Raw genomic sequence first — 26,902 nt, 5'->3', positions numbered from 1 at the left:
CGGACCACGACGCCACTTGCCCTTGTGAGCGGCAGCAACGAGGACTGCACCCATGCAAGAACCCTGTTCAGGATGTCGGGCGCCGTCCGATCCAGCGGCGCAACGGTTGACCGTAGGTCCGGGTGAAGGCCTTTTCCAGGGCGGCAGCATCCGAATATCCGCAGCGTAACGCGATCTCTCGCAGCGGCAGCTCGGTGGCCGTGGCCAGTTCCCGCGCCCGCGTCAGGCGCAGCATCTGGGCATAGCGCCCCGGCCCCATACCGATCTCGGATTTGAACATCCGGTTCAGGCTTCGCAGCGACGTACCGATCGTGGCGGCAAGGTCAGAAAGTGGCATGGGCGTCTCGACCTGCTCGACCATCATGCGGATGGCTTCCTGCAGCTTCTGCGATCCGCGACTGCCAATCCCCAGCCCCATCCGCGACCCAGCCTGCTTGCGCACGGCGTCATGCAGGAACATCGAGGTCGCGGCGAAAGCAGCCGCGGTGCCGAACGTCCGCCCGACCAGGGCCAGCATCATGTCCAACGACGATGCCGCGCCGCCGCTGCTCCAGACCGGACCGTCCAGGACGTATCGCTGATGGCTGACCGTCACCTCGGGGAAAGCCTCGGCGAAATCGGCAAGCACGCTCCAATGAAGCGTCGCCGTGTGACCCTGCAACAGCCCTGCTCGCGCGATCAACCAAGAGCCGCAATCGGCGCCGATCAGACGTGCCCCCCGTCGTGAAACGCGCCGCAACAGCGACGAGATGCGACCCGTGGAATGCTCGCGAAACCCGTATCCCGCCACAACAAGTAGTGCGTCCGGCGCCCCTAGTTCGGCCAGCGGCATGTCGGGCAGGACCCGCAAGCCGCTGGAACTGCGCACGGGGCCGTCATCGGCGGTGACGGTGCACCATGAAAGCTCGGGATAGCCGTGATCGTGAACCGCGCGCAGCGGCTCAATCAACGAGGACAGGACGAAGTTCGAAAAACCGTCGAACAGCAGAACGGCATAGCGAGGCATGGAAACGGGGCCATTTGTGACAATAAAATGGCATTATTGAACAACAAATGCGTAACGTGAACCCATATGATCGCCCCATGCTCCCGGCATCGGACGACCGGGGGAAACCTGACATACCCAAAAGGAGGAAACCTTGCCCCTGAGCATAAACCGCGAGGTCTTCATCACCTGTGCCGTGACCGGATCCGGTGGCACGCAGGACCGCAGCCCCCATGTGCCACGTTCGCCCCGCCAGATCGCCGAAAGCGCGATCGAGGCAGCAAGGGCGGGTGCCGCCGTGGTCCACTGCCATGTCCGCGATCCCGAAACCGGCGCACCCTCGCGCGACCTGGCGCTCTATCGCGAGGTGACCGACCGCATCCGCGCGGCCGATACCGATGTCGTGCTGAACCTGACGGCTGGCATGGGTGGAGACATCGTCTTCGGTTCGTCCGAGGCCCCCTTCCCCGTCAAAGCGGACGCCACCGACATGATCGGTGCGACCGAGCGGATGGCCCATATAGCCGAATGCCTACCCGAGATCTGCACGCTGGATTGCGGGACCATGAATTTCGCCGAGGCCGATTACGTCATGACCAACACGCCCGGCATGCTGCGGGCCATGGGCGCCATGATGACCGGGCTGGGCGTCAAGCCCGAGATCGAGGCCTTCGACACGGGCCACCTGTGGTTCGCCAAGGAGCTTGTTCGCGAGGGTACGCTTGCATCTCCAGCTTTGGTGCAACTGTGCATGGGCGTGCCATGGGGCGCGCCGAACGATCTGAACACCTTCATGGCGATGGTGAACAACGTGCCGGCCGACTGGACCTGGTCGGCCTTCAGCCTGGGGCGCGACCAGATGCCCTATGTCGCGCAATCAGTGTTGGCAGGCGGGAACGTGCGCGTGGGCCTCGAGGACAACCTGTTCCTGGACAAGGGCGTCCTTGCCACCAATGCGCAGCTTGTCGAACGCGCCGTATCACTGATCACGAGCATGGGGGCAAAGATCCTCGGCCCCCAGGATGTCCGCCGCAAGCTGGGCCTTCGCAAGCAGGCCCGCGTCGCGAAGGTGCCCGCATGACCGGGATGAAAAAGAAGGCCGCCATCATCGGCGGCGGCGTCATCGGTGGCGGTTGGGCCGCCCGGTTCCTTCTGAACGGTTGGGACGTCGCGATAGTCGACCCCGACCCGCAGGCCGAACGCAAAATCGGCGAGGTACTGGCAAATGCCCGCCGCGCGCTGCCCGCGCTCTATGATCGAGCACTGCCACCCGAGGGACGACTGAGCTGGCATGACGACATGGCCGACGCGGTTGCCGACGCCGATTGGGTGCAGGAAAGCGTGCCGGAAACGCTGACGCTGAAACATAAGGTACTGGGCCGGCTAAGCGCGATGGCCCCCGCCCATGCTGTCATCGGATCCTCGACATCCGGCTTCAAGCCGTCCGAACTGAACGCCGAAGGCGCCCGCGCCATCGTCGCGCATCCCTTCAATCCGGTCTATCTGCTGCCGCTTATCGAACTGGTGGGTGAGGCCGAAACCTGCACCCGCGCGTCCAAGCTACTGCGCGATGTGGGCTGCCATCCGCTGACCCTGCGAAAGGAGATCGAAGCCCATATCGCCGATCGCCTGCTGGAGGCGGTCTGGCGCGAGAGCCTCTGGCTGGTCAAGGACGGCATCGCCACGACCGAGGAGATCGATGAGGCCATCCGCATGGGCTTCGGCATCCGTTGGGCACAGATGGGTCTGTTCGAGACCTATCGCATCGCGGGCGGCGAAGCGGGAATGAAGCATTTCATGTCCCAGTTCGGCCCGGCGCTGTCCTGGCCCTGGACCAAGCTGATGGACGTCCCCGAGTTCAACGACGAACTGGTGGACCTCATCGCGTCGCAATCCGACGCACAATCCGGGCACATGTCGATCCGCGAACTGGAACGCCTGCGCGACGACAACATCGTGGGCATGTTGCGCGCGCTGCGTCGCACGAAGACTGGCGCCGGCGGCGTGATCACGGCGCACGAGGCCACCCTGCCCGCCCCCGTGCCGGGCGATTTGCCGGGCGACCTGCCGGTCACGGGCGACAGGCAGGTGCCGACCAGCTGGGCCGACTACAACGGCCACATGAACGATGCCGAGTACTTGCGCGCGGCATCCGATGCCACCGACCGCTTCATGGAGATGATCGGCGCGGATACGGATTACATCGCCTCGGGCTGCAGCTACTTCACGGTCGAGACGCATACCCGCTATCTGGCCGAGGTCCATGCGGGCGACCGTCTGCGCACGACCACGCAGGTGATCGACGGCACCGGCAAGCGGATGCACCTGTTCCACCGCCTTGTGCGCGGCGACGGGACGCTGGCCGCCACGGTCGAGGTGATGCTGCTGCATATGGACCTGACGACCCGCGCGACCTGCAATCCCGAGGGTATCGTGGCCGAACGGCTGTCCCGGCTGGCCGCTGCGCATGCGGACCTGCCTGCCGAAGGCAGCGGTCGCCATGTCGGCCAGCGCAGCAAACCCGCGGTGGAACCCGCGTGACAACCTTGCGCCGCTGCATGATCTGTGGCGGCGCATCCCACCAAGTCATCCGAAACGGCCATGCAGCATGATTGCCATTGAACAGTTCGAACGCGAATTCCAATCCGGTCTGGACACGATGGCGCGTCTTCCCATGAAGGATATGCGTCGCGGCTACGACGTGCTCTGTACGCGTTTCGCTCCGGCCCTCCCGTGCGGCATGACCATTCGCGACAGCGCTGTCGGCGGCGTGCCGCTGCGCCATCACCGTCCGTCATCCTGTAAGTCCGGCACGGTGGTATACCTGCATGGCGGAGGCTTCACGATCGGATCGCTCGACAGTCATCAGGGTGTCGCCTCCGGGCTCGCGCAGGGGCTGGGCCGCGAGGTGGTGGCAGTCGGCTATCGCCTTCTGCCTGAGGCAAGCTATGCCGATGCGATGATGGATTGCCGCGACGCGATCTTCGCGCTGGACCCGGTGGCGATTGTCGGCGACAGCGCCGGAGGGCGACTGGTCATCGACATCGCACAGGACATGGTCGACGCACCGCCACTGGGGTTGATCTATCCGGTCGTGGGACGGCCAAGGGCGGAAACGCTCGGGCCCGATGCGCCGCTTCTGTCGCGCGCGGACGTCCTGTCGGCCTGGACAGCCATCGAGCCCCATGCCCCGGCCGACGCCCCCTGCCCGTCCGCGCGGATCGAGGTTCTGGGCGTCTCGCGCGATCCGCTGACCCTGCCCCTTGAACATGCGGTCGCCGAATGGCGCGCCCTTGGGGCCATCGTCGGCTATCGCTGCGCGACCAACATGCTGCATGGCTGTCTGCACGCCCGCGAAGCCCTGCCCGCGATGAAGGTCGCCTGGGACGAATTCTGCGCCTCGCTGAAGGCGGCGATCGACGGATGACAAGAAGGGCCCGGCATCTGCACGGACCCCGCACAGCAACAAAGGAGAGCGATTTGAAGCATAATCTCGGCATCAGCATAGCGACGGTGCTGACGGTCGCAGCCCTTGTCGGGGCGGCCGCCATCGCACCCCAGACCTTCCAGTCCATGCTCGAGACGATCAAGGTATCTGTCATCGGCAATATGGGCTTCATCTTCACCTGGCCCGCATTCCTCGCATCGGTCTTCTTCGCCGTGGCAATGTTCACCCCGGTCGGCAAATTGCGCTTCGGCGAGGGTCCCCCCGAATTCTCGACTCTCAGCTGGATCGGGATGCTGTTCGCGACCGGGATGGGGATCGGCCTGCTGACTTGGGGTGTCCTCGAACCGAACTATCACGTCGATGCCGGTAACAGCCGCGATCAGGCGCTGCTCTATGCGTTCAACCATTGGGGCCTGCTGGCTTGGGCCGGATATCTGGCCGTGGGCGTAATCTTCGCTCATGCGATGCACAACATGGGCATCGGGAAGCCGGCCGAGACACTGCTGGGCGGCGGCGTGCTCAGCCGCATCAACCTGATCAGCCTTGTCGTCTCGACCGTGATCGGGCTGTCGCTGACCTTTTCCTATGCCGCCGACCCGCTGAGGCAGGCCGTCGCGCGCTATACCGGCGTGGATCTGGACGCGGCGATCGTCATCCTGGTCCTGTCGGCCTTCGCCATCGCCTCCAGCACGACGGGCATCAAGCGCGGCATCAAGTGGCTCAGCAACTACAACACCCTGTTGGCTCTGATCCTGATGACGGGCGTCTTCGTGCTGTCGCAACCGCTGGAAATTTTGGGCACCTTCGCGCGTCTGGTCCCGGAATATATCGTGCGATACCCCGCGATGGCCACCGATATCGGCCTGGGCGATCCCGAACGCAAGGCATGGCTGGCCGACTGGCTCTATGCCTTCGAGGCGGCCTGGTACGGCTGGTTCGTCTTTACCGGCGTCTTCATCGCCCGGATCTCGAAGGGGCGGACCCTGCGCGAGATGGTCGTCGGCGTGATGCTGATCCCCAGCCTGTTCTCGTGCCTGTGGTTCACGGTCATGGGGATCGCCGCCCTGACGACCGGTTCCGGAGATGTCTTCGCCCTGATGTCCACGCTGGACGACAGCGGGGTCCTGTCGGTGATCCTGACGCTGAACATCCTGCTGTTCTTCGTAACCAGCGCGGATTCGGCGGGTCTCGTCTGCGAGATGCTGACCGTGCGCCATTCGCGCGCATTCTGGATCTTGATGATGGCGGGCCTGGCGGTCGTGATCAATCGGATGGATGGCGATATCTTCAAGGTGATTTTGTCGCTGATTTCGGTAGCTGCAATTCCGGTGGCATTCGGGGTCTTCGCCCTGACTGGTGGCTTCGTGCTGCTGGCAAGACAGGGCCGAACTGGCCCCCTTCGCTCAATCTGACCATGATCGAGTCAGCGAAGGCCCCCGTCACGGGGGCCTTTTCCTATACAACTGGCCTTGTTGCGCAAATGGGGCGGGGGATTCACTGCGCGAATCCTGCATGATAGCTGGCGGCCATGAGCAGACCGGCGAAAACCCCGTACAAGACCACCAACTGGCATAGCTACAATCAAGCGCTGAGGCAGCGCGGATCGCTGACCGTCTGGTTCGATCCCTCGATGCAATGGGAAGCGGCGCCTTCCGGGCGTCGCGGCCGCCAGCAGGCATACAGCGACGCGGCGATCCAGGCCTGTCTTACCATCAAGGTCTTGCTCGGCCTGCCACTCCGGCAAACGACTGGTTTCGTGGCGAGCCTATTGGAGCTGTCCGGGCTCGGGATGGGCCGTGCCGGCCTTCAGCACCCTGTCCCGGCGACAGAAGACCTTGGACGTGACCATCCCATACCATAGAACCGCATGGCGAGGCTGCGCATCGTTGCGAAGGCGGGGGAGCCGGCCCTAAGATCGTCGACTTTCCCGTGATGTTCAAGCCGCCGCCCGCCACATCCGGTATCGTCCCTGCCCTGTTACCTCCCGGATGAGGCCACGCTCGACCATCCAGTCGATGTTGCGCTGAACCGTTGCCCGATGCGTGCCTGTCAGTTTCTGGGCCATTTGGACTGAGACCAGAGGCCAGCTTGTGAAGAGGCCCCGCAGCATCGGTGGCGTCTTGCCCGAAAGTGGCGCCATCGTTCGCTCCGCGGCAGCCGACCAGTCCTCGATCTCCTCGAGCCGGCGCAGGGCTGCGAAGGTCGCGCTCTCCATCGCGTTGAGCCAGCGCGCCAACCGGGCCGGCGGGTCCCCGGTTGCGCGGAAGCCCCCTCCTCCGCCCATTGCGATCGGTGCGAAGAAAGCGCCGGGCGTGCTCCCTGACGGCGCGAGATCGCCGATCGCGACACGCACCGCTGTCACCGCGGCCTCCAGCGGATCATCGATCGGCGACAGCTCCGCGATATGCCAGAGATGGAAGCCCACGCAGGCCCGTGTCACGGGGTGGAGGTCTTCGGCCTGATCCATCATCGCGAGCCATCCGGCGGCCCGGTCATCGAATGCTTCGCGCTCTGCCATCTCGACGACGCGCGAAGAGGCCTTTGCCCGTTCGAAACGCTCTCCCTGCCCCGGCCGGTCGCGCCGATCAAGGAAGGCCTCCAGGTCGTCCGTTCCGGACCGAAGCGTCAGCAGCGCGGGTCCGCCGGACAGTCGGCGCACGGCCCAGCCGATCCGGTACATGGCCTGCGCATCATCCGTTGCGGTCGACACCCGCAGCGCCATGTAGAGTGACAGCCGGTCGAGTCCAATCCGGTCCTGCGTCAACCAGCTGAGATCCGCGGCTTCGATCAGGGCGAGCCGTTGCCGCCAGCCAGCCGGGCCGCGGCGCAGGCGTTCATCGAGGATCCCCAGGCGCGCAGCAACACGGGCGAGCTGCGCCGCCTGCCCGGCCTCGGCCGCGCGCCAGGCATCGACGATTTCAGATTCCCTGGCCTCGGGCGCGGGTCCGGGCGGCAGGTAAACCGGCTCGTCCTCAAGCGCCCCGGGCAGAAACCAGAGATCCGCGTTATCCTCGTCTTCGGACGCCTCCAGGTCTTCAAGAGGCACCCCGTCATCGTCCCATGATCTATGGCTAAATTTTCTCATATGCGCATTATAGGACTATTTTGCGCTCTTGGAGAAGGAATTTGAGATCTCTCCGTTTTCTCTACTATAGAGGTGTTCGAGCATGCCGTCTTCTCGGGACTGTTGGAGCGCCTCTCGTGAGCTTCAGCCCATAAAAACAAGGCTTCTCGTGCTCTGCACGACGAGAGAAATACCCATTGCACACGTTTACAAACGGTCATTTATTAGTGATATTTTAAACTGCAAAACAGGTCTCTGCCCCGTGCCCCTCATAGGTTACGCTCGCATTTCAACTGAAGATCAGACTGCCCTCCCCCAGTCGCAGGCTCTGAAATCCGCAGGCTGCTTCGAGATCTACGAGGAGCAGGCTTCGGGCGGGAACCGCGCGCGGCAGGTTCTGGCGCGGGTGCTTGAGCGGATCGGCAAGGGCGACACGCTGGTGGTCGTGCGCATCGACCGGTTGGCGCGGTCGCTGTCGCATTTGCTGGAGTTGATCGAGCGGCTGGAGGCGAAGGGCGCCTTCTTCCGATCGCTGACCGATCCGATCGACACGTCCTCCCCGCAGGGCAAGTTCACCCTGCAGGTCCTAGGCGCCGCAGCGGAGTTCGAGCGCGCCCTGATCCGGGAACGCACGAAGGCCGGACTTGCCAGCGCGCGGACCAAGGGCCGGGTTGGCGGCAATCCGGGCCTGCGCGCCCGAGACCCCGCCGCACTGCGAAAGGTGCGACTGGCGCGACAGGACGGCTATATGGAGCGGTTGAGTGAAACTGCGCAAGACTGGGTGCCCCATGTACGCCGCCTGCGGCCCGACTTGGCCTGGGAAGACGTGGTGCGCATAATCAACGGCCCCTTGCCCGAGGCGCGTCGCTGGACCCAAAGCCGTCTCTTGCGCGCTGTGAAGGCCTATGTCCGCGACGGCTTCCTGCCTGCCGAGGTGCTGGCCCGCGCCGGACGCCGCGAAACCGCTGACCGCCTGCCGGCTATCGTGGCTGCCATTAAGGGCGCGGACCCCAACATCACGCTCCAGGCGATCTGTGACCGGCTGGAATCAATGCGCGAACGCACACCGCGTGGACGGGCCAAATGGCAACCGTCCTCTGTGAAGATGCTGCTGGAGCGGGCTGAACAACTTGCGTTGCTAGAAAATGACAATGCGATGAGCAAGTAGTTGACGTGATCGCCGCTCCGCAGCGGATTCTCATCCGGTACGTTGCCGCATTGTACGCGAAGGCCACAGGCCGAACATACTTGTGTTTCAGCTGCGCTCGTCCACTAGATGTGGAAAATCCTTGCGCGAATCTGACTCTTACGCCAATAGTCACGGAAACGAGGCAAAAAACGTCATTTTTCGTGAACACGCCAAAGAAGTGGTGTCTCGGAGGCGAGAGGGCAGATGAACAAGACCTTTGTGCATGAGGATCTCAATGCGGTGATCCGCCAGCATTCGGAATGGTTGGCCAACCAATTGCATTCGCAACGTGAGAGCCTGTTTCCACCCGATGCCGAGAAGACCATGCGCAAATTCACCTCCGGTGAGGCAGCCTCGTTACTCGGTGTCAACGATTCCTATCTTCGCAAACTCAACCTCGATGGCAAGGGGCCTTCTCCCGAGCTAACCGCTGGCAACCGTCGTCTCTACTCGGCGCAGGACATTCAGGCGTTGCGCGTGCTCCTTGAAAAAACCGCCCGCAAGCCGGGTGATTACATTCCCGGGCGGCGGGATGGCGACCACCTTCAGGTCATCGGAGTGATGAACTTCAAGGGCGGCTCAGGGAAAACGACAACTTCTGCTCATCTCGCCCAACGGCTTGCCCTGCGCGGATATCGCGTGCTGGGCATCGACCTGGACCCACAGGCTTCGTTCACAGCGCTGCACGGCGTTCAGCCGGAATTGGATCTCGAAGATGGCGGAACGCTCTACGATGCGATCCGCTATGAAGACCCGGATCCAATCCGGCAAGTCATCCGCAAGACCTATATCCCCAATCTCGACCTCATCCCCGGTAATCTCGAACTGATGGAGTTTGAGCACGATACCCCTCGTGCCTTGGCGCAGGGCAATGCCGGGTTGTTCTTCTTCCGCGTGAAGGAAGCGCTGGCTCAGGTGGATGAGGACTACGACGTCGTTGTCATCGACTGCCCACCGCAGCTGGGGTTCCTGACGATGTCCGCACTTTCCGCGGCGACCGGTGTATTGGTGACGATTCACCCCGAAATGCTCGATGTGATGTCCATGTCGCAATTCCTGCGCATGACCGCCGACCTTATGGACGTGATCGCGGAGAGCGGCGCCGACATGTCTCATGACTGGATGCGCTATGTATTGACCCGCTACGAGCCGCAGGACGCGCCGCAGAACCGGATCGTGGCATTCCTGCGAACGATGTACGGGGAAGCCGTTCTGAATTCGCCTATGTTGAAGTCCACTGCAATCTCCGATGCTGGCCTGACCAAGCAGACGCTCTACGAAGTGGAACGCAGTGCGTTCACCCGTTCCACCTATGATCGCGCGATCGAGAGCCTGAACACGCTGAATGACGAGATCGCCGAGTTGATCCAGCAAACCTGGGGGCGCACATGACCAGCGGCAAGAAGAAGCGCATGTCAATGCTGGACAGTCTCGCGGCCGCCGGGGCGCCCTCCCCTGCCCCGCAGGCGAATGCAGTGACACCGATGATGACCTCGAACCGCGCCCTTCGCTCCGCCCGCGACGCGGTAGATGCCCATCACGTCTGGGAACTGGACCCGGCGAGCATCGAGGACGGGCGCATGGCTGACAGGCTCGACCCGGCCGATGTGCTGGACCTGCGCGATGCGATCGAGGCGAACGGTCAGACCGTCCCGATCCTCGTGCGCCGTGCGCCAGGCGATGCCGACCGATACCTTCTGGTCTATGGGCGCAGGCGGCTGGAGGCGATCCGTCAGTCAGACAAGGTCACCAAGGTACGCGCGCTGGTCGCCAACCTGGACGACGACAGCGCCCTACGTGCCCAGATTTCCGAGAACATGGCTCGGCGTGATTTGTCCTTTATTGAAAAGGCCCTGTTCGCGCAGGAACTTGTGTCTTCCGGCTTTGGAAATCAATCTCAGGTTGCAGAAATTCTTACCGTCACGAAGTCTTCCATATCCATGGCGATCGCGATCGTGGACATGGTCGGGCCGGATCTGGTGCGCACCATCGGTGCCGCGCATGGCATTGGCCGGCCCCGGTGGGAATCACTTGGTCGGGCCATCGACGAGAATGGTCTGGACCGGGAGGACCTGATCCGGATCGCGAAAGAAGCACACGTTAGGGCCGAGGACTCCGTGGTTGTGGATAACGCCGGACCCGCCGATGACCCGTCCGTCCAGGCGTTCGAAGCGGTGACCAAGTTCGTGACGAAGGCGGTCAAGCCAGCCAAGCCCCCCTCCCCTGCCCGGCCCTCCAGCGTCCCGCTGAAGATCGGTGGCAAGCGTGGCGGCACGGTGAAACGCACCACCAAGGGCCTTTCGATCGAGTTGGTGGGCGGAGAATTCGCCGATTGGTTTGAGACGCAAGTACATGACATGATTGAAGAACTTCACGAGCGTTGGAAGCAGCGTTCGGAAGACTGAGGAAGAGCAGAAACCAACGAAGGAGGCACGAAAAGGCAAAAGAAAAGGTCCCGCAAAGCGACCACTCCACGAGACCCTAACTTGTTTCTAGCACCTTCAAGGTAGTGTCCGGAGCCGTTTTCCGCAAGTCCAAAGTGATTCGCGGACCGGGATATTTTTGTCTTCGTGAACGACAAAATGGACTACACGCCCGTAACGCCGTTCCGGCGAACGATAGATGCTGCCATACTGAAACATCAGGCAGCGACCCAGGAAGACCTGCCCCCGACCGGCGCCAACAAGTGGGAGGTCTTGAGGGAGCTCGCTGCCGCTCGAGACGCGTTCGGCTTGTCCGATCGGGATCTGACAGTGCTTCAGGCACTGGTCAGTTTTCACCAAGCGACGATCCTTGGAGGGAATGACAGCGAGTTGATCGTACATCCGTCCAACAAGGCGATTTGCGAGCGCTTGAACGGCATGCCCTGCTCCACAATGCGACGGCACCTCTCCAACCTCGTACAGACCGGTTTCGTCGTCCGCCGCGACAGCCCCAACGGCAAGCGCTATGCGCGCCGCTATGGGGACGAAAAGGTTGCGTTCGGGTTCGATCTCTCGCCGCTCGCGTTGCGCTTTCAGGAGGTCTGCGAGGCCGCCGAAGCCGTCCGGGCTGCAGAGGAACGTTACAAGCGCCTCCGCGCCACCGTAAGCCTAATGCGGCGCGACTTGGCAGGTCTGGCAGAGTACGGCAGCTCGCTGCGCCCGGATTTGGGCCTTTGGGATCAATTTTCCGACCTTGCCGTCCTGGCAGCCCGAGATCTTCGCAGAAAGCTCGAGATGGCCGATCTCAAGCAGATCGAAAAGGCTTTGGGTGCGGCTCTGGACCAGGCGCGAGACCTTCTTGGGGATGGCAATACAGAAAATATGAGCACCAATGATGCTATTTCTGAGCAGCACCATCAGAATTCAAATAAAGACCTTTATGATTTTGAACCTCGCTTAGAAAAAGCGCGGGATCCAAGCAATGCGCTTGAACGAGCAAACGCTGGAGTACGTGTAGATCGTCGTGAGGATGAAGGAGATCCCCCCCAAGAACCTGAAAACCAACTCATGCCGAATATCCCTCTTGGACTTGTTCTCGCTTCTTGCCAAGAATTCAAATCATATGCTGAACAGCCTGTGCGCCATTGGCACGACTTGGTCAGGGTCGCTGATATCGTCAGGCCCATGATGGGAATCTCTCCGTCCGCTTGGGATGAGGCCAAACGTTACATGGGTCCCGAAGAAGCGTCTGTCGTCGTTGTTGCGATGCTTGAACGGTTCGGGGATATCCGATCCCCGGGTGGGTATTTGAGATCCTTGTCAACCAAAGCGGCTATCGGGGAATTCTCTTGCGGGCCGATGATCATGGCGCTGATGCGTCGGGATGCTGCATGAGGAGTTCACAGTTGTGAACCGGGCTGAGGTTTCTTCCTTGTCCGCCAAGTTCACAGCTGTGAACTCTTTCCCTGCATGGCCAGAGTACGAACAGCTGGCGATCCAGCCGATAGAAGTATGTCGAACCTGCCCGTCACTCAGGCAGGTCACCATCGCCAAACAGGTTAGGGAAAAGACGTTCCCGGTAGTCCAATGGGAAAGCCAACCGCACCGGCGTCTTCGGTGACGCAGAGGTCAGGTATCCGGCGGCGGTGAGTTGGCGGAGCGTATTGCGTGCCGTGCGCTCGGAAGTCTTGAGCACGACCTGGGCATCGCCCCGATCCAAGGCACCGTGGCGAAGAACGGCCGAAATCAGTTCCGGCGCTCGCTTGTCATCAATAGTATCTGCAACAAGACGACGATACCGTTTGTCCAATCCGCCGAGATCAAACAGCTTCGCGGAAAACGTGACCTGGTCGTGCGTCACTTTCAGAAACCATTCGCTGAACGTCTTCAGTGCCGCCTCTGACAGGTTGCCGCGCCCGTCTCGGTCTCCGCGGCGTGGGCTGTCGGCCAGATCCATCATCCGTTTGTACTCACCCCGATCGGTCAAACCGCGGGCCAGCCCACGCGATACGGACCAGAGCCCCTGGCCACCGATCCCTGCTGTGAGGGCCATGGCATGGGACATTAATCTGCTGACACGACCGTTGCCATCCGGGAAAGGGTGGATGTAGTTCAGCCGGTGATGTGCCGACGCGATCGCGATGATCCGTCCGCTCGAAGACCGCGCCGCAATTTGAAACCGTTTGTCAAAATGATCCATGAACGCCGCAACGCGCGACGATGAAGGAGGTAGGTGGCGCCCGACCGCAACTTCTGGATCGTCATCCTGGCGCATGCGTCCTGGAACGACGGGCTCTAGTGTGCCGTCGGGATGTTCGATGACCCGAAATTCATCAGGCATCTCGTCGTAGAAGCTCTTATGGACCCAAGTCAGGAATTCGACAGATGTGGGGCAGGGCAGGGTGCCCTTGCGATGCATCTCGTCGATAGCCCGTTGAACGATGACGTGTGCCCGGGCCTCAAGGGCGAGAGGGCGGGTTTCCTCTTCAAGCTCGGCGCCAGCCAGCGCCCTTTCGATGTCGCGGGGGCGTGTGTTGTGTCCTTCGATCAGGTTGGAGTAGTAGCAGTTCATCACGCGGACGAGATCGGCAAGCTCGGCTGCGCTGTCAGGATGCAACCCTTGTCCCAGCCTGGTGGCTTCCCTCTGGATGTCGACCGAAAGGTCTGCCAATTCTGTAGGAATATGCTCCTCGAAGAAGCAGGGTTCGATTCTGGCGGGTGTTTCCAGCATTTTTGCCGATCTTCTATGTTTGCAAAGCAGTTGAAAAATATACACATTTTGGGTTTTGAGGCAAGGTTTTGCCGATATGTGTTGCCGATCTTGCCTGCCGATCTGAATTTGCTGTTCCAAATCAAGGGCTTCTGGAGACGGCCCGGTATTGAGCCGTTTGTTGAGTGCCCGTTGGTTATTGAAAAGGACAGGGTCCGTACCCGGGAAAAGTAAAAGTGTCCTTCGGGTTTTGTGACTGACGGATGAGGGCCTTTGGGGTCCCTCGGACGGGTCCGGGCCGGGTTCCGGTCTGCCGTTCCGGATGAAGGGAGTTCCCATGCAAACAGGTGTCTTGCGCGTGCTCCGCGCAACCGCCGCCTCCTGGTGGCGGCATAAAGAGCTGCGTCGAACTGGCCAGACGGCGCTGGCACAGCGGCTCGAGCGGAAAGCCGTTCTCCGCGATCTCGGCTATCTCAGGCAGGCTGCGACAGTGCCGGACGCGCATGTGATCTGCGGAGAGGGCGGCACGTTCATCCATCTCGGTTGGTCCACCGTCTCGACCCTCGCGCCGATCGAGCGCTTTCCCTTGGCCACTCTTGCGGTCGCACGAGGGACCCCGTTCATCGATATCCGACCCGTCACCGATGTCATTGCCTTCGCCAACCCATACCCAGGATAACCCAAGCGACAGACCTGCTTTGGGAGGACAGCACCCTTCATGGTTTGCCGATCGCGAGATCCTCTGCGGTCCTCCCGGAGGCAATCGCCTCGGAGAACCATTTCGGCTGACGGCGACGCCCTGCCCAGGTTTGCGATGGGTTCTCGGGATTGGCGTATTTTGGAGCGGCCGGACTGGTGATCTTGCCCGCCTTGCTCGTCGTCACCAGTTCCGAGAGAGAAAATCCATACTCGCGGGCCGCCGCGTTCGCCGCCTCGTATGCCTCGCGACGTTTGCGTTCCGAATAGTGCGAAATGCGCTTCTCGATATCGCGTTTCAGCGCCTTCAATTGCGGTAGGTCCAGAGTATCCAGGTCAATCATTGGCATAAACATTATTCCGTCAACTTACTTCAGTTCCGCGTTTTATTGCCGTTATGAGGACAGAATTCGATCGCTAAGCCTCTATGATCGTGCCCGAGTGTCCGGGCAAAAGGGGGCCACTTAAGAAATCCCTTTGGGCGCAGCTATGGCGCGCTCGCAACGCAGCGATTCGCAGTGGCTGCCGGCCCCCCACATACTCATCTTTTGAGTACAGTATTCGGCGCAGATCATATGGATACGATGCCTAATACTGATCAAGGATAATGGACAGGAGTGCCGATTTCCTTGTCGATCCAGATCACGCCTTTCGGTTGAGAAATTTCGCGGTGCTTATTCCGGCCTTGATGACGTAAGGCGGCAGGGTGAGGGAGTAGTGCCCGCAATTGATCTTCGTAACATGCGACCGCGCCCCCGATCTATCCAGTTCATCAACCAAGCTCTCGGATAAAGCGGGCGTTACGACAGTGTCTCGCTCTGCCAGCAGTATTTGGATTTCTAGATCAGGACGGGCCAGTCTTTCGGCATAGCGCTCAAGGTCGAGCGGCGCCCATGCACGGCGCAGCTCGCAAAGCGCGATCTCGCCGTCGAGGCTTGCGCGAATGTGGCGCGTGGCACTTCCAGTCCACACCATATCGGCGAAACTGCCGGCCGTGAGAAACAAGGCGGCTTTCGTTACCTTGGCGTCGTGAGCCGCGATCAGGCCAGCGACCCAGGATCCCAAGCTGATGCCGAGTACAGAGACCGTGCCGTAACCACGACGCTGCAAGTATGCGACGAGCTGCCTTCCGTCCAGCACGGCCTGGCGAACAGACTGGATTGTGCGGCCGAGGTTTGGGCTGAGCATGTAGTCGGCGTGATTAGATTCTGGGCGGTGGCGTTCGAGATGATATGGCATGGCCATCTCGATAACCGTGAGACCGCACCACGCAAAAAAACGAGCAAGCTGCGCGTTCCGCGAGGTCGCGTTCCAATGGTGGAGGACGATCAGGGCATGATCGGATGACCTTGCTTCCGTAACCTTGGCATGAACCGTATTATTCTCGGGAGTTTCGGTGCAAACGCTCGATGGAAAGCTGATCCAGTCGTCTTTCCAGCTCGCCACAGGGGCTTCAGTGCCCACACTGAAAAATGAGGGTGAGTCCGCGACGGCTGCAGCAGCGAGTGCGCCAAAGTCAGCCAGCGAGGCCGCACACTCGGCATTCGGAAACGCAAGGTCTGTACGGAGCTCCAGACCCGTAGTCTGCTTGATGATATTACTGCGCTGCCCGCGGCGCGCGTCATAGCGGTCCAGCCACCTATGATACATGTAGGCGTACCACCTGTCGCTCGCAACGACTTCCGAAATAGGGATCGAAGAGGCCGTATACGGCAACGACGATCGCGATCGCCAGGAAGATCGAGAAGCCAGCCACGACACCGATCAGCAAGTAGACGAGGGCGAGGAATAAGACCGCAGTGGTGGGTCTTGCCAACGGCACCTGAACGGGAGCTGCGTTGCCGATGCGGATGGCGGTATAGAGATACACCGTTCCCACCATCAGCGCTACAAGCAGACTCGTGAAATGGGTTGGCATACTGTAGTCGCCCCAATCTAGAGGGTTGGCGAAGCTGGTCATGATCGACCCGGAGTCCGAGATGAGCCATCCCCATACGCTCGGCGCATTGGTAACGACATACAGACTTTGTAGCTTCATGCACATCGCGACCAGAAGTCCGGCGACCGAAGCACGGAGGACCCCTCGCATGATCCTAGTTCCCGCCGACTGAGCTTCGTTGAAGGGAGCGACGCTCGGCTGCGGTCCCAACGCCTTGCAGATATGTGCGAAGTCATCGACCAGATTGGATAGCAGGATGAGGCCGGCGATAAAGAGGTAGAAGCACAGGCTCATGTAGAGATATGCTGCTCCGGTGAAAGCGGCTTGCTCGAAGATCCCAAACTCGTCTGGCCGCACATAGGCCAGAGATCCCCAGTCTATCGCGAAGGCTCCGTCACCATGCAGAACCGGAAGCAGGCGGACACTCACCCACTGAAAAACACCCGCGAAACCGAGACAGAGCAAAAACGCGGCCCAATAGGTGTAAGAAGATGCCTCGACCCGCCGCATCCATTGATCGGATCGATCATGCTCACCGATACAGGATAGAAGTGCAGCGCGGTTCTCGTTCTTCCAGGTAGTCACTTGATCGATCACGAAAGCAAAGAAGATGGGCTTCAGGATCAGGAAAACGACGGTCCAGTTTGGCGCCCAGAGAAAGCCAACCTGCTTGGTGATCCCATCGTCGCGGACATAGGTGACGCTGTGGATCGACAGGAAGTATGACACGAACTGCAACGCGACGGCGCCGGCGAAGACCGAGGCGGGCAGGTTGAGGGGCGATCCGCGACTGAAGATTGCCTCCGAGACGCGAGCGAGGTCGAACCCTGGTCGGTGAACATCGCCCTGAACCTGCTCTGGCGCGATGTCCCCTGGCGGATCAACGGGCTCCTTTTCTGTCCCGCCGTCCGACCGATGGCGCGAATGCCGGCGGGCCGTGAGGCGAGCCTGAGATCTCATCAACGCAACTTGCCATGCACTCGATCCTTCCGGATCGTTGCAGCCTAGCACCCTTGCGAGCCACCTGATGTTGCTGGTGCTGATTCCCTTCTCGTTGTCCTTGAACCAGAGCTGAACTGTTCGCAGATCAATCCCGGTGCGGTTGGCGTCGATCTGTGAAATCGCCTCGGCAAGCAACTCGGGCGTCCACGGCCCCTGCGGACACCCGTCGTGATCGACTGGGCGACCGATGCCGGTTGCCGCGACACGCATGAAAAGCGACTTGAAATCATCGTCGCTATCATCCGGCATAGAAAAATATTTTCCGTTCTTGATCAAAGGTATAGTAGCCCAGATTTCGCAACGTTTCGTCTTGCTTCGTATCGTATCGTGACAACGCGCGCCAGCAAAGACAGAGCGCGTGCTGAGGCAGCGGCAGAATACCGCGCTCTCAGATCAAATTCTGACTGGTTCTAGACGCTTAAGTTTGATGGGATAGGATGATGAAGCACGGTGACCACACAACAAGGCGCGAAGCCATACTGACCCAGACATCTCGTGTGGGCGCGGCTGTCCGGGCGGTGTACCGCTGGAACACGGGTGAGATTTCGCAGATCTCGGTACCTGCGAATTTCAGATTCGATGCTGCGGTCGCGGTTCGTCCCAAGGTCTACCCTCAGTCGGGCGTTGCCTCGCAGGCAAAAGTGGATTAATCATAATACGTAATCGCTCTGCGAGCAGGTATTATGTATATTAGACGCACTTTCCGCACGACAATCTTGGGTCTGGTCTCTGTCAGCCTCTCTGCTTCCTTAGCTGCGCCTGCCCGGGGCTACCCGATCGACTGCGCGATATTGCTCTGCCTTGCGGGTGGGTTTCCTACATCCGCCGAATGCTCCGCGGCACATGACGAGATGCTTCGGCGGATCACGCCGTGGCCGATCGAGCCGCCCGTGCAGTTCTGGCGTTGCCCGATGGGCGGTACCGTTGGCTTGTCGCAAAATGTCGGCGAGCCTTCCCCAGAAATCCGCATGTATCGCGATGGCATCGAGGTCTGGCAGCTGTCTAAGCGAACAACGAACAGCAGCGGCGGGCGGGAGTCTGAGGCTTACGCGGTGCGTAATTCCTACGATGATGCCGGCACTTTCCAGAGTGGCGCCGTGGATCCCCTGGCCGTTCCGCCATGGGTCGATGAACAGGTGCGGATCCGTACCGGCACGACGATCCTGAGCGATTTCGGAAGCTTTGACGCCATCCTGATGCGACACCACGATTACCTTGGCGAACCCTCATACGAGTGGATCAGGTACTGAGTGCTGAAGCCATGGCCCGCGTGGTGTCGGACCATCCGGGCAACACTCTCTCCGCATATTTGCGCTGAAGCCCCACAGAGGAGCACGAGCAGAATCAGACAGACCACCGGAAAATGAAAACCCCCCGCACGGGGTCCGCACGAGGGGGCTTTGGGGCGTAACACAGGTTTGGCGACCTGCATTGCTCAACTCTGTTAAGAGCATAGTTACCTTCCCAACCCCGAAAATCAAGAGCAAAAACGCATCTGTGCGAACAGATCCGATATGCCTGCGGAACCTGTGCCTCAACAAACATGAGGACAGAGATGGCATTTCAGAGGGCGGCGCATCCCGCCGCGACGCGGGCCTACCGCGACACCGAAGACGAACACCCGACGCTGCCGGGCAACATGCAGCGGGACAGCTTCGCGGCCCTGGTGGAGCGCGTGGCACCGCGCCTTGGCGTCGGCCGGGCAGCTGCGAACGCCTTTGTGCGCCTGGCGTCGATGACCCGGCCGAGTGACTGGACCAGTCCGGACAGATCCCCCGTCATCTATGCCGCGGCTGGCGAGGTCGCAAAGATGCTGGATCGATCACAAGTGCGCACGCGCGTGATCACTGCCGAGCTGGAACGCGCCGGTCTGATCGAGCGCCGGACAGGCGCGAATGGCAGCCGGTCGCGGACGTCGGGAACCGGGCTCTATTTCGGGGCAGCGATTGCCCGCGCCGCTGAATTGATGGCCCTCGATGACCAATTAAAGGCCGAACGGCAGCAGGCGCTCTTCCTGCGCGGCCAGCGCAGCACGCACAAGCGCCATCTGATCCGCGCGCTGGAGGGCCTGTCGGAGCTCAGCCCCCATTGCCCGGAGGCTGAAGCGATCCGGCAGGAGGCGGAGGCGTGGCCTTCAGCCGAACGGCTTCATTGTATGGACCTCGCGGCACTCGAATCCCATGTGGATGAGGCGGACAGGCTGTGCAGAACTGCACTGGATCTTCTCGAAAAACGGGAAGAATCAAACGGTGAACCGTTCGAAAACAATCGACCCTATATACAAGATACAACTGAAGAATCCTTGGTATCCTGTAACGAGACCGTGGATAAGCGGAGCGCGGGCTTGCCCGCGCACGACAAATTCCATGTCGTGCCGCCTAACGGCGGCCCGAATTGCCGAGAAAAAAATGATGGGGCGGCGAGCGGAGCGCTCAAGAGCGAATTTATCGCCCGGCTTGGACCACAGAGGCTGTTCGATCTCGCCTCACCGGACATGCAGCTGTATCTCTGCGGAAGGGCAGAGCCGGAATATCTACGATTCCACGATTTTGTCTGGGCTGCCGAGCGGCGGGTTCCGGAACTCGGCATCAGCCCCGACGCCTGGAACACGGCGCGCGAGGTGATGGGCGAGGACAGTGCCATGCTGTCGATCCTGATCCTCGATGCCCGCAAATCCGAGCCGGGCCATGTCATCTTCAAGCCTGGCGGATACTTGCGGGCCATGACGGAACGATATCGCCGTGGCGAGCTGTACCTGATCCGCAGCCTGATCGGGCTCAGCGAACGCCAGAGGGCAGGGCACGGATCATGAAACCCGAACTGGCGGCCGCCGCGATCCTGCTTCTTTTCATTCACCCGGCATTTGCGCAGGCATCGATCTGTATCCCGCCGGAAGAGCCCTTCGTGCCGGCCGACGACGCAGCTTTCGGTGAATATGCCGACCTGGTGGCGGAAGATTTCGAGCGGTATTTTTCGGAAGTCCGGCCCTACATCGCGTGCCTCGACGCCGCGCGACAGGATGCCTTTGCCCGTGCGCGGGAGGTTTCCGCACAGCACGAGGCGTTCTGGAAACGGGCCGACGAGATGGGATTGACGGAGGAAGTCGCACCCGATGCTGACCCGGAGTGACTTGGCGGCCGATGCCGGTCCGGCGCTCGATCCGCGTCGTCTCGCTGCCAGCCCTTTCCGGCTCCGTTCAGCAGTCCATCGGCAGGATGATGGTGCCGTCGGTCCCGGATTTGCCGTAGCCGACCACATCCTTGCGGATGGCGCAGCCGGTGGCCTGCGCCATCAGCCGCTGCGCTTCCTCCGTGGTCAGGGCCATGCCTGCCGGGTGTGTCAGCGTCGCTTCGCCTTCACCTGGCGTCATCACCAGGTCCGAGCTGCGCGGCGTCCAGCTCACCATGATCTCCTGACCGCGATAAGTGAGCGCGCGGGTGTTCTCCGCCGGCGTGGTCTCAGTGGCCGCTGCGCAGGCGCCAAGCAGACAGGGGATCAGGATCATAAATCGCTTCATGGAATGCACTCCGGAATTCACGGGCAAAGAATACAGCTCTAGGTTGAGTCACCAGTATCGTCGGCACGCGCCCTGCGCAATCATGACGCCGGCGAGATCTCGGCCGTCCGGCAATGTGCAGCTTCCGATCCATCGGTCATAGCTGCGCCTGCCGTTCAGATGGCAGGCAAGGGACTGGCCTCTGACCAGCCGCTGCATTTCGGTCTTCGCGCGCTGGCCGGCCGGCGTGCCCAGCTCGGCGCAATCGAGCGATCCGAAGCGAATGGCATGGCCGCCGACTTCGATCGTGTCGCCGTCGCGCACCTGCGTCACAGGACCGGCGATCTTTTCCCGCGCCAGGATGGGGACCAGCCATGGCACGTATTCGGGAAATCGCTCCGCTGGGTCGATGGTCACGATCAACAGCGCCAGGAGGCTGAGGACAATAAGGGCAGGGGACTTCATGCCACGGTTTCTAGCAGAAAAGCAGGCTGTGTTCATGAAATGTTTTCATCGCTCGACGCGGCCATGGTAATCTTCATCTGAAAGGAGATCGAGCCATGACCCGGCCCATTCAGATCAGGACTGCAAGTCAGCGCGAAGTTGCGGCCTTCGTGGCGCACCAGCGCGATGAGGAAGGCAAAGCCGCCCTAGCCAGAGCGGCGCGCGATTGCGAGTGGCAAGACGACTTCGATGACGAGGATCTGGAATGCGAGGCGTGGGAACAGGCTGCGGCGCAATTGCTCGATGAAGGACGAGAGATCTTCGGGAGCGAAGCTGCGGCGCAGATGGAGTTCGATCGCATCGTCAAACGCCGGGCCAAGGCATCCGCGCAACAAAATCTCTCCGGGGGCAGATCATGGACGCCAAGCCCTTTTGAAGAAAGTCGCGCGTTCTTCCTGGCACTCCGCCAAGGCGTGCCGTTGATCCTTCTGCTCATCTTTGTCGGCTTGCCAGTCGCGACGTTAATCGGAACCGTTAGCGCAGTTCCACTGATGGCCGCGATCGCGGGGATCGTCTGGTATGTCCATAGCCGGATGTTGGAAAACATCAGAGAGATGCGACCCGCGGACGACGATTGAGGGGCGGCCCCCAATTCATCTTAGTATGTGTCCCATTTGGGTACACCCATTATGGACGTTCTTCATGAACACCGCCTACAGCGGAATGACTGTTCAATTTGGGTCTGTTTATATATATTGAACACATTTCGCCAAGGTCATACCCAAAATGAACAAACCGAGCCCTAGAATCGGCTACGCCCGAACATCGACCGTCGATCAGAACCTTGATGCCCAAATCGAGGCTCTGACGGCTGCCGGATGTGGGATGGTGCGCCAAGAACAGCGCAGCGGGACCACGCTGGAAGGCCGCCCAGAGTTAAGGACGATACTCGACTTCATCCATCCAGGCGAAACCCTGGTGGTCACACGGATCGACCGGCTGGCGCGGTCGATGCAGGATCTTCAGACTATCGTTGCCAGGTTGAAGGCGAAGGGGGCCCATTTGGCAGCCACCGAACAGCCCGTCGATACGTCAACCGCAGCGGGCAAGGCGTTCTTCGACATGCTTGGTGTCTTTGCTGAGTTCGAGACCAATCTACGACGGGAGCGGCAAGCTGAAGGTATCAAGGCCGCGAAACGAAAAGGGGTCTACCGTGGCCGTCCGCCCAAGATCGACATGGGACAGGTGCAGGCTAAACTTAGTGCAGGCATTTCTCCGACGAAAATTGCTCTCGAGATGGGGATTTCGCGCGGCACTGTCTATAAAGCAAAGGCACAGATGCCGAGAAGCGTAGATGGGCAAAAGCAGTAGCTGCGCCCCTCGCACCGGTCGAGCTGACCCGTGGCGTACGGGCGGCCGGCGCGCTCAATCCACGCTGCGCCTGCGAGCGGCATCTACAGAAGGGCGGACACCGGTCATTCGCTGCGAACCGCGTGGATGACAGGTATGCATAGTGGAGAGCCATTTGCAAAGTTGCCAAAATCTGAAGGGGAGGCAGAAGCTCTTTGCCACATGTGCGGTAGGAAGAGCAGACGCTCGCAGCAACTGCAGCTTTAGGAAATGAGTAGTGCAGCCTTGATCACTTCCCAAACCTCCTCCAAAGATGAGTGAGCGCTCATCGCCGCCTATTGCTTGTGAAGAGCGAAAATGTGAACGAAAGATCACCACTGACGGAAAGGGAGAAAAGGTATTCTGTATGCCGCAGCGAGAGTAGAGGGCATTTCCTTAACAAAATTACCTTAAAAACGAAACGTTCTTGGACCCCCAATAAAAAATGAGAACTTTTGCTTATACGAAAGATAGCTTGGGAAAGCTGATTACTCGCGAAGACAGAGTAGCGTATGGAGTTACAACCGCTCAAGAAGAAGCTGATGCCATTAATCGCCTTCAGTCAAAGCTTCACACCCAAACGCAACCGTTCTCCTTCAAGGTCTTTATGAAGAACGGCCGAACGATGTGCAAGCCTCTAGACATCGAAACGGCTATCCTGGTCAGAAAGGTAAATAAAGATTTCTCTGATCTGACTAAAACAAGGGTTTCAGATCGCGTTGAGACGATTTCTGCCCTAAAGTCCATCTGCTCAGAAGGACTTCCCATGACAATTATTCGCCTCGACATAAAAAAATTTTACCAAAGCGTTGATACTAAAAAGATCCTAGACTGCGCCTGTGGAGGAACTAAGAGCACCTACGCACTACGTAGAAACCTTAAGCACTACGTCAACTGGTCTCGGGATCATGTCAAAGGCGTTCCCACTGGAGTGTCGCTATCCTCGTCGCTAACCGAATATTATTTGATGGAGCATCTTGATAAGGTAGCCACATCTCTTCCAGGGGTTCACTTTTACAGGCGTTATGTCGACGATATTATTATGGTTTGCGGGAATCGACGATCTTCGAACGAATACATTGAAGATCTAACGAAGATACTTCCCGACGAGCTGGAGTTTAATTCCGGACGTGACAAGCGAGATGTGATAAACCTGCACACCCCACAGGATCACGGTGCATTCAACTATCTTGGATATAACTTCTCTATAGGCGCAAAAAATGCCTCCGGCAAGTCTGGCTACAGATCGGTAAGCCTAGACATTGCGCCATCGAAGATTTCCAAAAGGAAAAGTCGCTTTGTTCAGTCATTATTGCAGTTCCTGAAAGATGGGAGCGAAGCAGATCTCCGGAGAAGATTTCTACTCCTGAACAGTGGGTATACCTTTTGGGACTCCAATAGGGGTCGTCAAATGAGCGCCGGGCTATGCAACACTTACTCTGAAATAGATCACCCTTCGAAGGCACTATCCGATCTCAGGAATTTTTACCGCGTCAGCATGCTCAGTAAAAAGTTTCAACTGCACCACAGGCTGAGGCTGTCGCACCTATCCACATCTACTAGACGTTCGATTATTTCACTCGACCTCCAAATGCACGTCCAAAATCGAAAACACTTCAATTTTTCGCCTGAAGAACTTCAACGCTTGTCCAGCTGCTGGAAAAAATGAGTAAGTCAAAGAGTGTTATCATTCAAAAGAATGACTGGAGCCGAGCTCTTCTCAGCGAAACGACGCCTGCAGAAATTCCAGTGCTGATTTCAAATGATGGCTTCTATCTTAACATAAAGTCAAAAGACTTCCCGGAACCATTGTCGGTTCTAAATAAAGCATTTATAGCACCCTCGAAAACCAAACAATTCTCCATCCCATTTAGCTACAAAATCTCAAAAGATGAAAGTACCCTGCGCCGGCTAAGCCTACCCCACCCACGCTCTCAGCTCGAGATTGTGGCGTTCTATGCAAAGTACCACCCCCTTATTCCTCACTATTGTAACCGCGGAAACTTCTCGATTCGGCGCCCACATCAGGTTGCGAGCCACTACTATGTTGAAGGTTATAACGAGGATGCTTTTGCTTACAGATCCCAAATCATCGAGATTCAAGATAGGGACAAGTCTGCAAAGCATGCTGTAAGTATCTTTTCTTATCGCAGCTTTAGGCGACTTCATGAGTTTTTTGACTCGTCAAGATTTTCGAATCTAGAAGTAAAATACTCTAAGATGGCGTCTATAGACGTGAGTAAATGCTTTGACAGCATCTACACGCACTCAATTTCTTGGGCCACGAAGTCCAAAGTGGAAGCCAAAAGCGACACTAACGCAGAAACCTTTGGCGGGTCTTTTGATCGCTTAATGCAGCTTATGAACTACAACGAGACTAACGGCATCATCATCGGCCCCGAAGTGAGCCGAATATTCGCGGAAATTATTCTTGATAGAATCGATGTCGACGTCGAGACAGCATTGAGTCGTGCACGTGATAAGAATAACGTCGAACCCTATCTTAGAGGGAAAGACTACGATGTTTTTAGATATGTGGATAATTTCTACATATTCTACAACAATGATCGAGTCCGAAGGGACATCATTGAGGCCATTGAGCGCGGCCTTGATGAGTACAAAATGAGCCTCAACAAGTCCAAGTCTGAGGTTTCTGACCGACCCTTCTTCACGAAGAAGTCCATGGCAATATCTGAAGCAAAGCAGATCAGAGATAGATTCTTTGACGCGCCTATCGAGACCATATGGATAGATGGAAAACGTATTGCCGGCATACATGCACAGGCGGGTTCTATCCCTCCGCTCAGCGACTTCCCAAACAATCTCCGCCGTGCGTGCTTCATGGCTGGTAGCAATTACTCAAGTGTCACGAGTTTTTTAATTGCCGCCTTAAGATCACGCATACAGCGCGTACTTGAATCCCGAAATGTTTTTGAAAGTCATCTGGTAAAAACTAGCCATCTCCCAGAAGGCGAGGTCCGTCTTGATTATCAATCTAAACTTGCCTCTTACATCTCGGCTACGGTCGATATGTGCATGCACATGTACACTCTTGCACCGTCAGTTCCGAGTTCGCTGGATGTCGCCACGATCCTTCTTGTTTCTGCGGAGACATTGAAGGAGATAGATTTAGATCATTTCCTTCATATGCAGGAGAGACTTCAACTAGCTGTTTCGAAGCTCATGACCTCCTCTGCAATTACGGCGCTTATGGAAAATAACACTGCAGTTCCCATTGAAGTATTAAATATTCTTTGCGCGCTAACTGCCTTCGACTACGATGCAAAACACATTGAGGAACTGGTCTCTATTTCGGTAGGCATCGAGACGTCTTCCAACTACTTCGAATTCATTACAAAGATTTTCGTCCTGAGCAGGATGGCTGGAAGTGAGGAAGCTATATCATCAATCTTCGAGGCTGCAAAATCGAAAATTCTAGGTGACGTGGATTTGCGAATTAATTCCGAAAATCTGCACTTATTTTTAGACTTGCTGTCCTGCCCTCATATTGCTCGCCCAGATCGCAGGGGCCTATATAAGGGCGTCATCAGTAGCTTTAACGAACTAACCAAGAAGGCGGAGAAGCCAGGCCCGTCCCTCCCCAACAAGGCTAGCAATGTAGCTTTAGATGAGATGCTCGAATACATGGAGAAGAATCCGTGGTTCGTCGATTGGGAGAAAATTGATTTGCTACGGCTCATCCAAAAAAAGCGGTTGAGGAGTGGTTACTCTTGATCTACCTCTCCATTCATCGATCTTCCTGTGCTGTCTGCGATGGGGCAACCTGTCAGGCTCCCGACTCCGATGGTGGTACCAATTCGCGTTGCCAGAGGTACGAGGGGGAAGCGGTTTGGCATAAACGGCGCAGCCCTTAGGGTTCGTGTCGTCAACCTCGAAAGGGGTAGCTCGCTAGCGGCTATTGAGGAGCGTATCTAGATGCGTCCTTCTTGTGCAGCGAATGGGCACACACCAAAGGTCGGTGCTGGAACGAGCGATTGTCTGGCTGCCTCGGCGGCCCGGCGATCGCTCTGGAAGGCTCAAGCTTGCCATCGCTCTGCGGTCAGAGAGTTTTGGGTTCGCTAACCTTCAATCAGCGTTGAGCCTTGCCACGATCTGA

The 26,902-nt window shown here is 58.9% G+C and carries 23 protein-coding genes and 2 pseudogenes; 17 read left to right on the top strand and 8 right to left on the bottom strand.

The annotated features are described in order from the left end of the window. Positions 1-67: 67 nt before the first annotated feature. Complete coding sequence (locus AC13CR_RS02470) at positions 68-1,006, bottom strand: GlxA family transcriptional regulator (RefSeq protein ID WP_207466262.1); 939 nt, start codon at positions 1,004-1,006, stop codon at positions 68-70. A gap of 133 nt (positions 1,007-1,139) precedes the next feature. Here AC13CR_RS02470 and bcoG point away from each other — a divergent pair, with 133 nt between their 5' ends. From bcoG to AC13CR_RS02445, 5 genes and pseudogenes are all read left to right on the top strand, one after another. Continuing rightward, entirely contained in the window at positions 1,140-2,066 is a 927-nt protein-coding gene (gene bcoG / locus AC13CR_RS02465) for a 3-dehydrocarnitine:acetyl-CoA trimethylamine transferase BcoG (protein ID WP_207466264.1), read from the top strand. After that, on the top strand, positions 2,063-3,526 hold the full coding sequence (locus AC13CR_RS02460; protein ID WP_207466266.1) for a carnitine 3-dehydrogenase: 1,464 nt from the start codon (positions 2,063-2,065) through the stop codon (positions 3,524-3,526). The genes bcoG and AC13CR_RS02460 overlap by 4 nt, the downstream gene beginning before the upstream one ends. A gap of 199 nt (positions 3,527-3,725) precedes the next feature. Further along, positions 3,726-4,412: an alpha/beta hydrolase fold domain-containing protein gene (locus AC13CR_RS02455; RefSeq protein ID WP_207466268.1), complete on the top strand. Its 687-nt coding sequence runs from the start codon at positions 3,726-3,728 to the stop codon at positions 4,410-4,412. A gap of 53 nt (positions 4,413-4,465) precedes the next feature. Then, a complete protein-coding gene (locus tag AC13CR_RS02450; protein ID WP_207466270.1) occupies positions 4,466-5,845 on the top strand; it encodes a BCCT family transporter in 1,380 nt (459 codons plus the stop codon). A gap of 116 nt (positions 5,846-5,961) precedes the next feature. Continuing rightward, positions 5,962-6,289: pseudogene (locus tag AC13CR_RS02445) on the top strand (transposase); the annotation flags it as partial. Between the two features lie 80 nt (positions 6,290-6,369). Here AC13CR_RS02445 and AC13CR_RS02440 read toward each other — a convergent pair. Next, on the bottom strand, positions 6,370-7,518 hold the full coding sequence (locus AC13CR_RS02440) for a helix-turn-helix domain-containing protein (RefSeq protein WP_207466272.1): 1,149 nt from the start codon (positions 7,516-7,518) through the stop codon (positions 6,370-6,372). Between the two features lie 241 nt (positions 7,519-7,759). Between AC13CR_RS02440 and AC13CR_RS02435 the strand changes: the two genes are divergently transcribed. The 4 genes from AC13CR_RS02435 to repC (AC13CR_RS02420) all read left to right on the top strand — a co-directional run bounded on the left by AC13CR_RS02435 (position 7,760) and on the right by repC (AC13CR_RS02420) (position 12,504). Next, positions 7,760-8,665, top strand: a complete 906-nt coding sequence (locus AC13CR_RS02435; RefSeq protein ID WP_260278612.1) for a recombinase family protein — start codon at positions 7,760-7,762, stop codon at positions 8,663-8,665. 225 nt (positions 8,666-8,890) lie between these two features. Continuing rightward, positions 8,891-10,078: a plasmid partitioning protein RepA gene (gene repA, locus AC13CR_RS02430; RefSeq protein WP_260278594.1), complete on the top strand. Its 1,188-nt coding sequence runs from the start codon at positions 8,891-8,893 to the stop codon at positions 10,076-10,078. Then, positions 10,075-11,091 carry a plasmid partitioning protein RepB gene (gene repB, locus AC13CR_RS02425; RefSeq protein WP_482900621.1) on the top strand — a complete coding sequence of 339 codons (1,017 nt, stop codon included), beginning with the start codon at positions 10,075-10,077 and terminating at the stop codon, positions 11,089-11,091. Before repA ends, repB begins: the two co-directional genes overlap by 4 nt. A 177-nt stretch (positions 11,092-11,268) precedes the next feature. After that, entirely contained in the window at positions 11,269-12,504 is a 1,236-nt protein-coding gene (gene repC, locus AC13CR_RS02420) for a plasmid replication protein RepC (protein ID WP_260278596.1), read from the top strand. 133 nt (positions 12,505-12,637) lie between these two features. Here repC (AC13CR_RS02420) and AC13CR_RS02415 read toward each other — a convergent pair whose 3' ends face one another. Next, positions 12,638-13,840: a Fic family protein gene (locus AC13CR_RS02415; protein WP_482900620.1), complete on the bottom strand. Its 1,203-nt coding sequence runs from the start codon at positions 13,838-13,840 to the stop codon at positions 12,638-12,640. A 301-nt stretch (positions 13,841-14,141) separates the two neighbouring features. Between AC13CR_RS02415 and AC13CR_RS02410 the strand changes: the two are divergent. Continuing rightward, a pseudogene (locus AC13CR_RS02410) lies at positions 14,142-14,483 on the top strand (hypothetical protein); the annotation flags it as partial. 52 nt (positions 14,484-14,535) lie between these two features. Here the strand turns inward: AC13CR_RS02410 and AC13CR_RS02405 are convergent. The 3 genes from AC13CR_RS02405 to AC13CR_RS02395 form a co-directional block, all read right to left on the bottom strand. Next, positions 14,536-14,859 carry an H-NS histone family protein gene (locus AC13CR_RS02405; protein WP_482900619.1) on the bottom strand — a complete coding sequence of 108 codons (324 nt, stop codon included), beginning with the start codon at positions 14,857-14,859 and terminating at the stop codon, positions 14,536-14,538. A 298-nt stretch (positions 14,860-15,157) separates the two neighbouring features. Then, positions 15,158-16,165, bottom strand: a complete 1,008-nt coding sequence (locus AC13CR_RS02400; RefSeq protein ID WP_482900618.1) for an alpha/beta fold hydrolase — start codon at positions 16,163-16,165, stop codon at positions 15,158-15,160. After that, positions 16,155-17,732 (bottom strand): helix-turn-helix domain-containing protein, encoded by a 1,578-nt coding sequence (locus AC13CR_RS02395; RefSeq protein ID WP_482900617.1) that lies wholly within the window; start codon positions 17,730-17,732, stop codon positions 16,155-16,157. The genes AC13CR_RS02400 and AC13CR_RS02395 overlap by 11 nt, the downstream gene beginning before the upstream one ends. 575 nt (positions 17,733-18,307) lie before the next feature. Between AC13CR_RS02395 and AC13CR_RS02390 the strand changes: the two genes are divergently transcribed. The 3 genes from AC13CR_RS02390 (at position 18,308) to AC13CR_RS02380 (ending at position 20,585) form a co-directional block, all read left to right on the top strand. Beyond that, on the top strand, positions 18,308-18,706 hold the full coding sequence (locus tag AC13CR_RS02390; RefSeq protein WP_482900616.1) for a hypothetical protein: 399 nt from the start codon (positions 18,308-18,310) through the stop codon (positions 18,704-18,706). Positions 18,707-19,011: 305 nt separating this feature from the next. Then, a complete protein-coding gene (gene repC / locus AC13CR_RS02385; protein WP_482900615.1) occupies positions 19,012-20,268 on the top strand; it encodes a replication initiation protein RepC in 1,257 nt (418 codons plus the stop codon). Further along, entirely contained in the window at positions 20,265-20,585 is a 321-nt protein-coding gene (locus AC13CR_RS02380) for a hypothetical protein (RefSeq protein ID WP_260278416.1), read from the top strand. The genes repC (AC13CR_RS02385) and AC13CR_RS02380 overlap by 4 nt, the downstream gene beginning before the upstream one ends. A gap of 67 nt (positions 20,586-20,652) precedes the next feature. On the opposite strand, the gene AC13CR_RS02375 is transcribed toward AC13CR_RS02380, so the two are convergent. Further along, a complete protein-coding gene (locus AC13CR_RS02375; protein ID WP_482900614.1) occupies positions 20,653-20,973 on the bottom strand; it encodes a hypothetical protein in 321 nt (106 codons plus the stop codon). Between the two features lie 48 nt (positions 20,974-21,021). Continuing rightward, positions 21,022-21,453 carry a thermonuclease family protein gene (locus AC13CR_RS02370; protein WP_482919985.1) on the bottom strand — a complete coding sequence of 144 codons (432 nt, stop codon included), beginning with the start codon at positions 21,451-21,453 and terminating at the stop codon, positions 21,022-21,024. A 59-nt stretch (positions 21,454-21,512) separates the two neighbouring features. On the opposite strand from AC13CR_RS02370, the gene AC13CR_RS02365 reads away from it, so the two are divergent. The 4 genes from AC13CR_RS02365 to drt3b all read left to right on the top strand — a co-directional run bounded on the left by AC13CR_RS02365 (position 21,513) and on the right by drt3b (position 26,520). Then, positions 21,513-22,034 (top strand): hypothetical protein, encoded by a 522-nt coding sequence (locus AC13CR_RS02365; RefSeq protein WP_260278419.1) that lies wholly within the window; start codon positions 21,513-21,515, stop codon positions 22,032-22,034. 148 nt (positions 22,035-22,182) lie between these two features. Continuing rightward, positions 22,183-22,767, top strand: a complete 585-nt coding sequence (locus tag AC13CR_RS02360; RefSeq protein WP_482900612.1) for a recombinase family protein — start codon at positions 22,183-22,185, stop codon at positions 22,765-22,767. 463 nt (positions 22,768-23,230) lie between these two features. Next, positions 23,231-24,454: an antiviral reverse transcriptase Drt3a gene (gene drt3a, locus AC13CR_RS02355; RefSeq protein ID WP_482900611.1), complete on the top strand. Its 1,224-nt coding sequence runs from the start codon at positions 23,231-23,233 to the stop codon at positions 24,452-24,454. Continuing rightward, positions 24,451-26,520, top strand: a complete 2,070-nt coding sequence (gene drt3b / locus AC13CR_RS02350; protein WP_482900610.1) for an antiviral reverse transcriptase Drt3b — start codon at positions 24,451-24,453, stop codon at positions 26,518-26,520. Before drt3a ends, drt3b begins: the two co-directional genes overlap by 4 nt. Positions 26,521-26,902: the final 382 nt, after the last annotated feature.

Source organism: Paracoccus sp. L-17 (assembly GCF_056857655.1).
Note: the sequence above shows the minus strand (reverse complement) of the source record. Positions and strands in the feature narration are given on the sequence as shown.

What these genes read in the sequence shown, in the direction of transcription:
- AC13CR_RS02470 (WP_207466262.1), bottom strand. Translation starts at nt 1,006, where the DNA reads ATGCCTCGCTATGCCGTTCTGCTGTTCGACGGTTTTTCGAACTTCGTC.
- AC13CR_RS02460 (WP_207466266.1), top strand. Translation starts at nt 2,063, where the DNA reads ATGACCGGGATGAAAAAGAAGGCCGCCATCATCGGCGGCGGCGTCATC.
- AC13CR_RS02455 (WP_207466268.1), top strand. Translation starts at nt 3,726, where the DNA reads ATGACCATTCGCGACAGCGCTGTCGGCGGCGTGCCGCTGCGCCATCAC.
- AC13CR_RS02440 (WP_207466272.1), bottom strand. Translation starts at nt 7,518, where the DNA reads ATGAGAAAATTTAGCCATAGATCATGGGACGATGACGGGGTGCCTCTT.
- repA (WP_260278594.1), top strand. Translation starts at nt 8,891, where the DNA reads ATGAACAAGACCTTTGTGCATGAGGATCTCAATGCGGTGATCCGCCAG.
- repB (WP_482900621.1), top strand. Translation starts at nt 10,075, where the DNA reads ATGACCAGCGGCAAGAAGAAGCGCATGTCAATGCTGGACAGTCTCGCG.
- repC (WP_260278596.1), top strand. Translation starts at nt 11,269, where the DNA reads ATGGACTACACGCCCGTAACGCCGTTCCGGCGAACGATAGATGCTGCC.
- AC13CR_RS02415 (WP_482900620.1), bottom strand. Translation starts at nt 13,840, where the DNA reads ATGCTGGAAACACCCGCCAGAATCGAACCCTGCTTCTTCGAGGAGCAT.
- AC13CR_RS02405 (WP_482900619.1), bottom strand. Translation starts at nt 14,859, where the DNA reads ATGATTGACCTGGATACTCTGGACCTACCGCAATTGAAGGCGCTGAAA.
- AC13CR_RS02400 (WP_482900618.1), bottom strand. Translation starts at nt 16,165, where the DNA reads ATGTATCATAGGTGGCTGGACCGCTATGACGCGCGCCGCGGGCAGCGC.
- AC13CR_RS02390 (WP_482900616.1), top strand. Translation starts at nt 18,308, where the DNA reads ATGCTTCGGCGGATCACGCCGTGGCCGATCGAGCCGCCCGTGCAGTTC.
- repC (WP_482900615.1), top strand. Translation starts at nt 19,012, where the DNA reads ATGGCATTTCAGAGGGCGGCGCATCCCGCCGCGACGCGGGCCTACCGC.
- AC13CR_RS02380 (WP_260278416.1), top strand. Translation starts at nt 20,265, where the DNA reads ATGAAACCCGAACTGGCGGCCGCCGCGATCCTGCTTCTTTTCATTCAC.
- AC13CR_RS02375 (WP_482900614.1), bottom strand. Translation starts at nt 20,973, where the DNA reads ATGAAGCGATTTATGATCCTGATCCCCTGTCTGCTTGGCGCCTGCGCA.
- AC13CR_RS02370 (WP_482919985.1), bottom strand. Translation starts at nt 21,453, where the DNA reads ATGAACACAGCCTGCTTTTCTGCTAGAAACCGTGGCATGAAGTCCCCT.
- AC13CR_RS02365 (WP_260278419.1), top strand. Translation starts at nt 21,513, where the DNA reads ATGACCCGGCCCATTCAGATCAGGACTGCAAGTCAGCGCGAAGTTGCG.
- AC13CR_RS02360 (WP_482900612.1), top strand. Translation starts at nt 22,183, where the DNA reads ATGAACAAACCGAGCCCTAGAATCGGCTACGCCCGAACATCGACCGTC.
- drt3a (WP_482900611.1), top strand. Translation starts at nt 23,231, where the DNA reads ATGAGAACTTTTGCTTATACGAAAGATAGCTTGGGAAAGCTGATTACT.
- drt3b (WP_482900610.1), top strand. Translation starts at nt 24,451, where the DNA reads ATGAGTAAGTCAAAGAGTGTTATCATTCAAAAGAATGACTGGAGCCGA.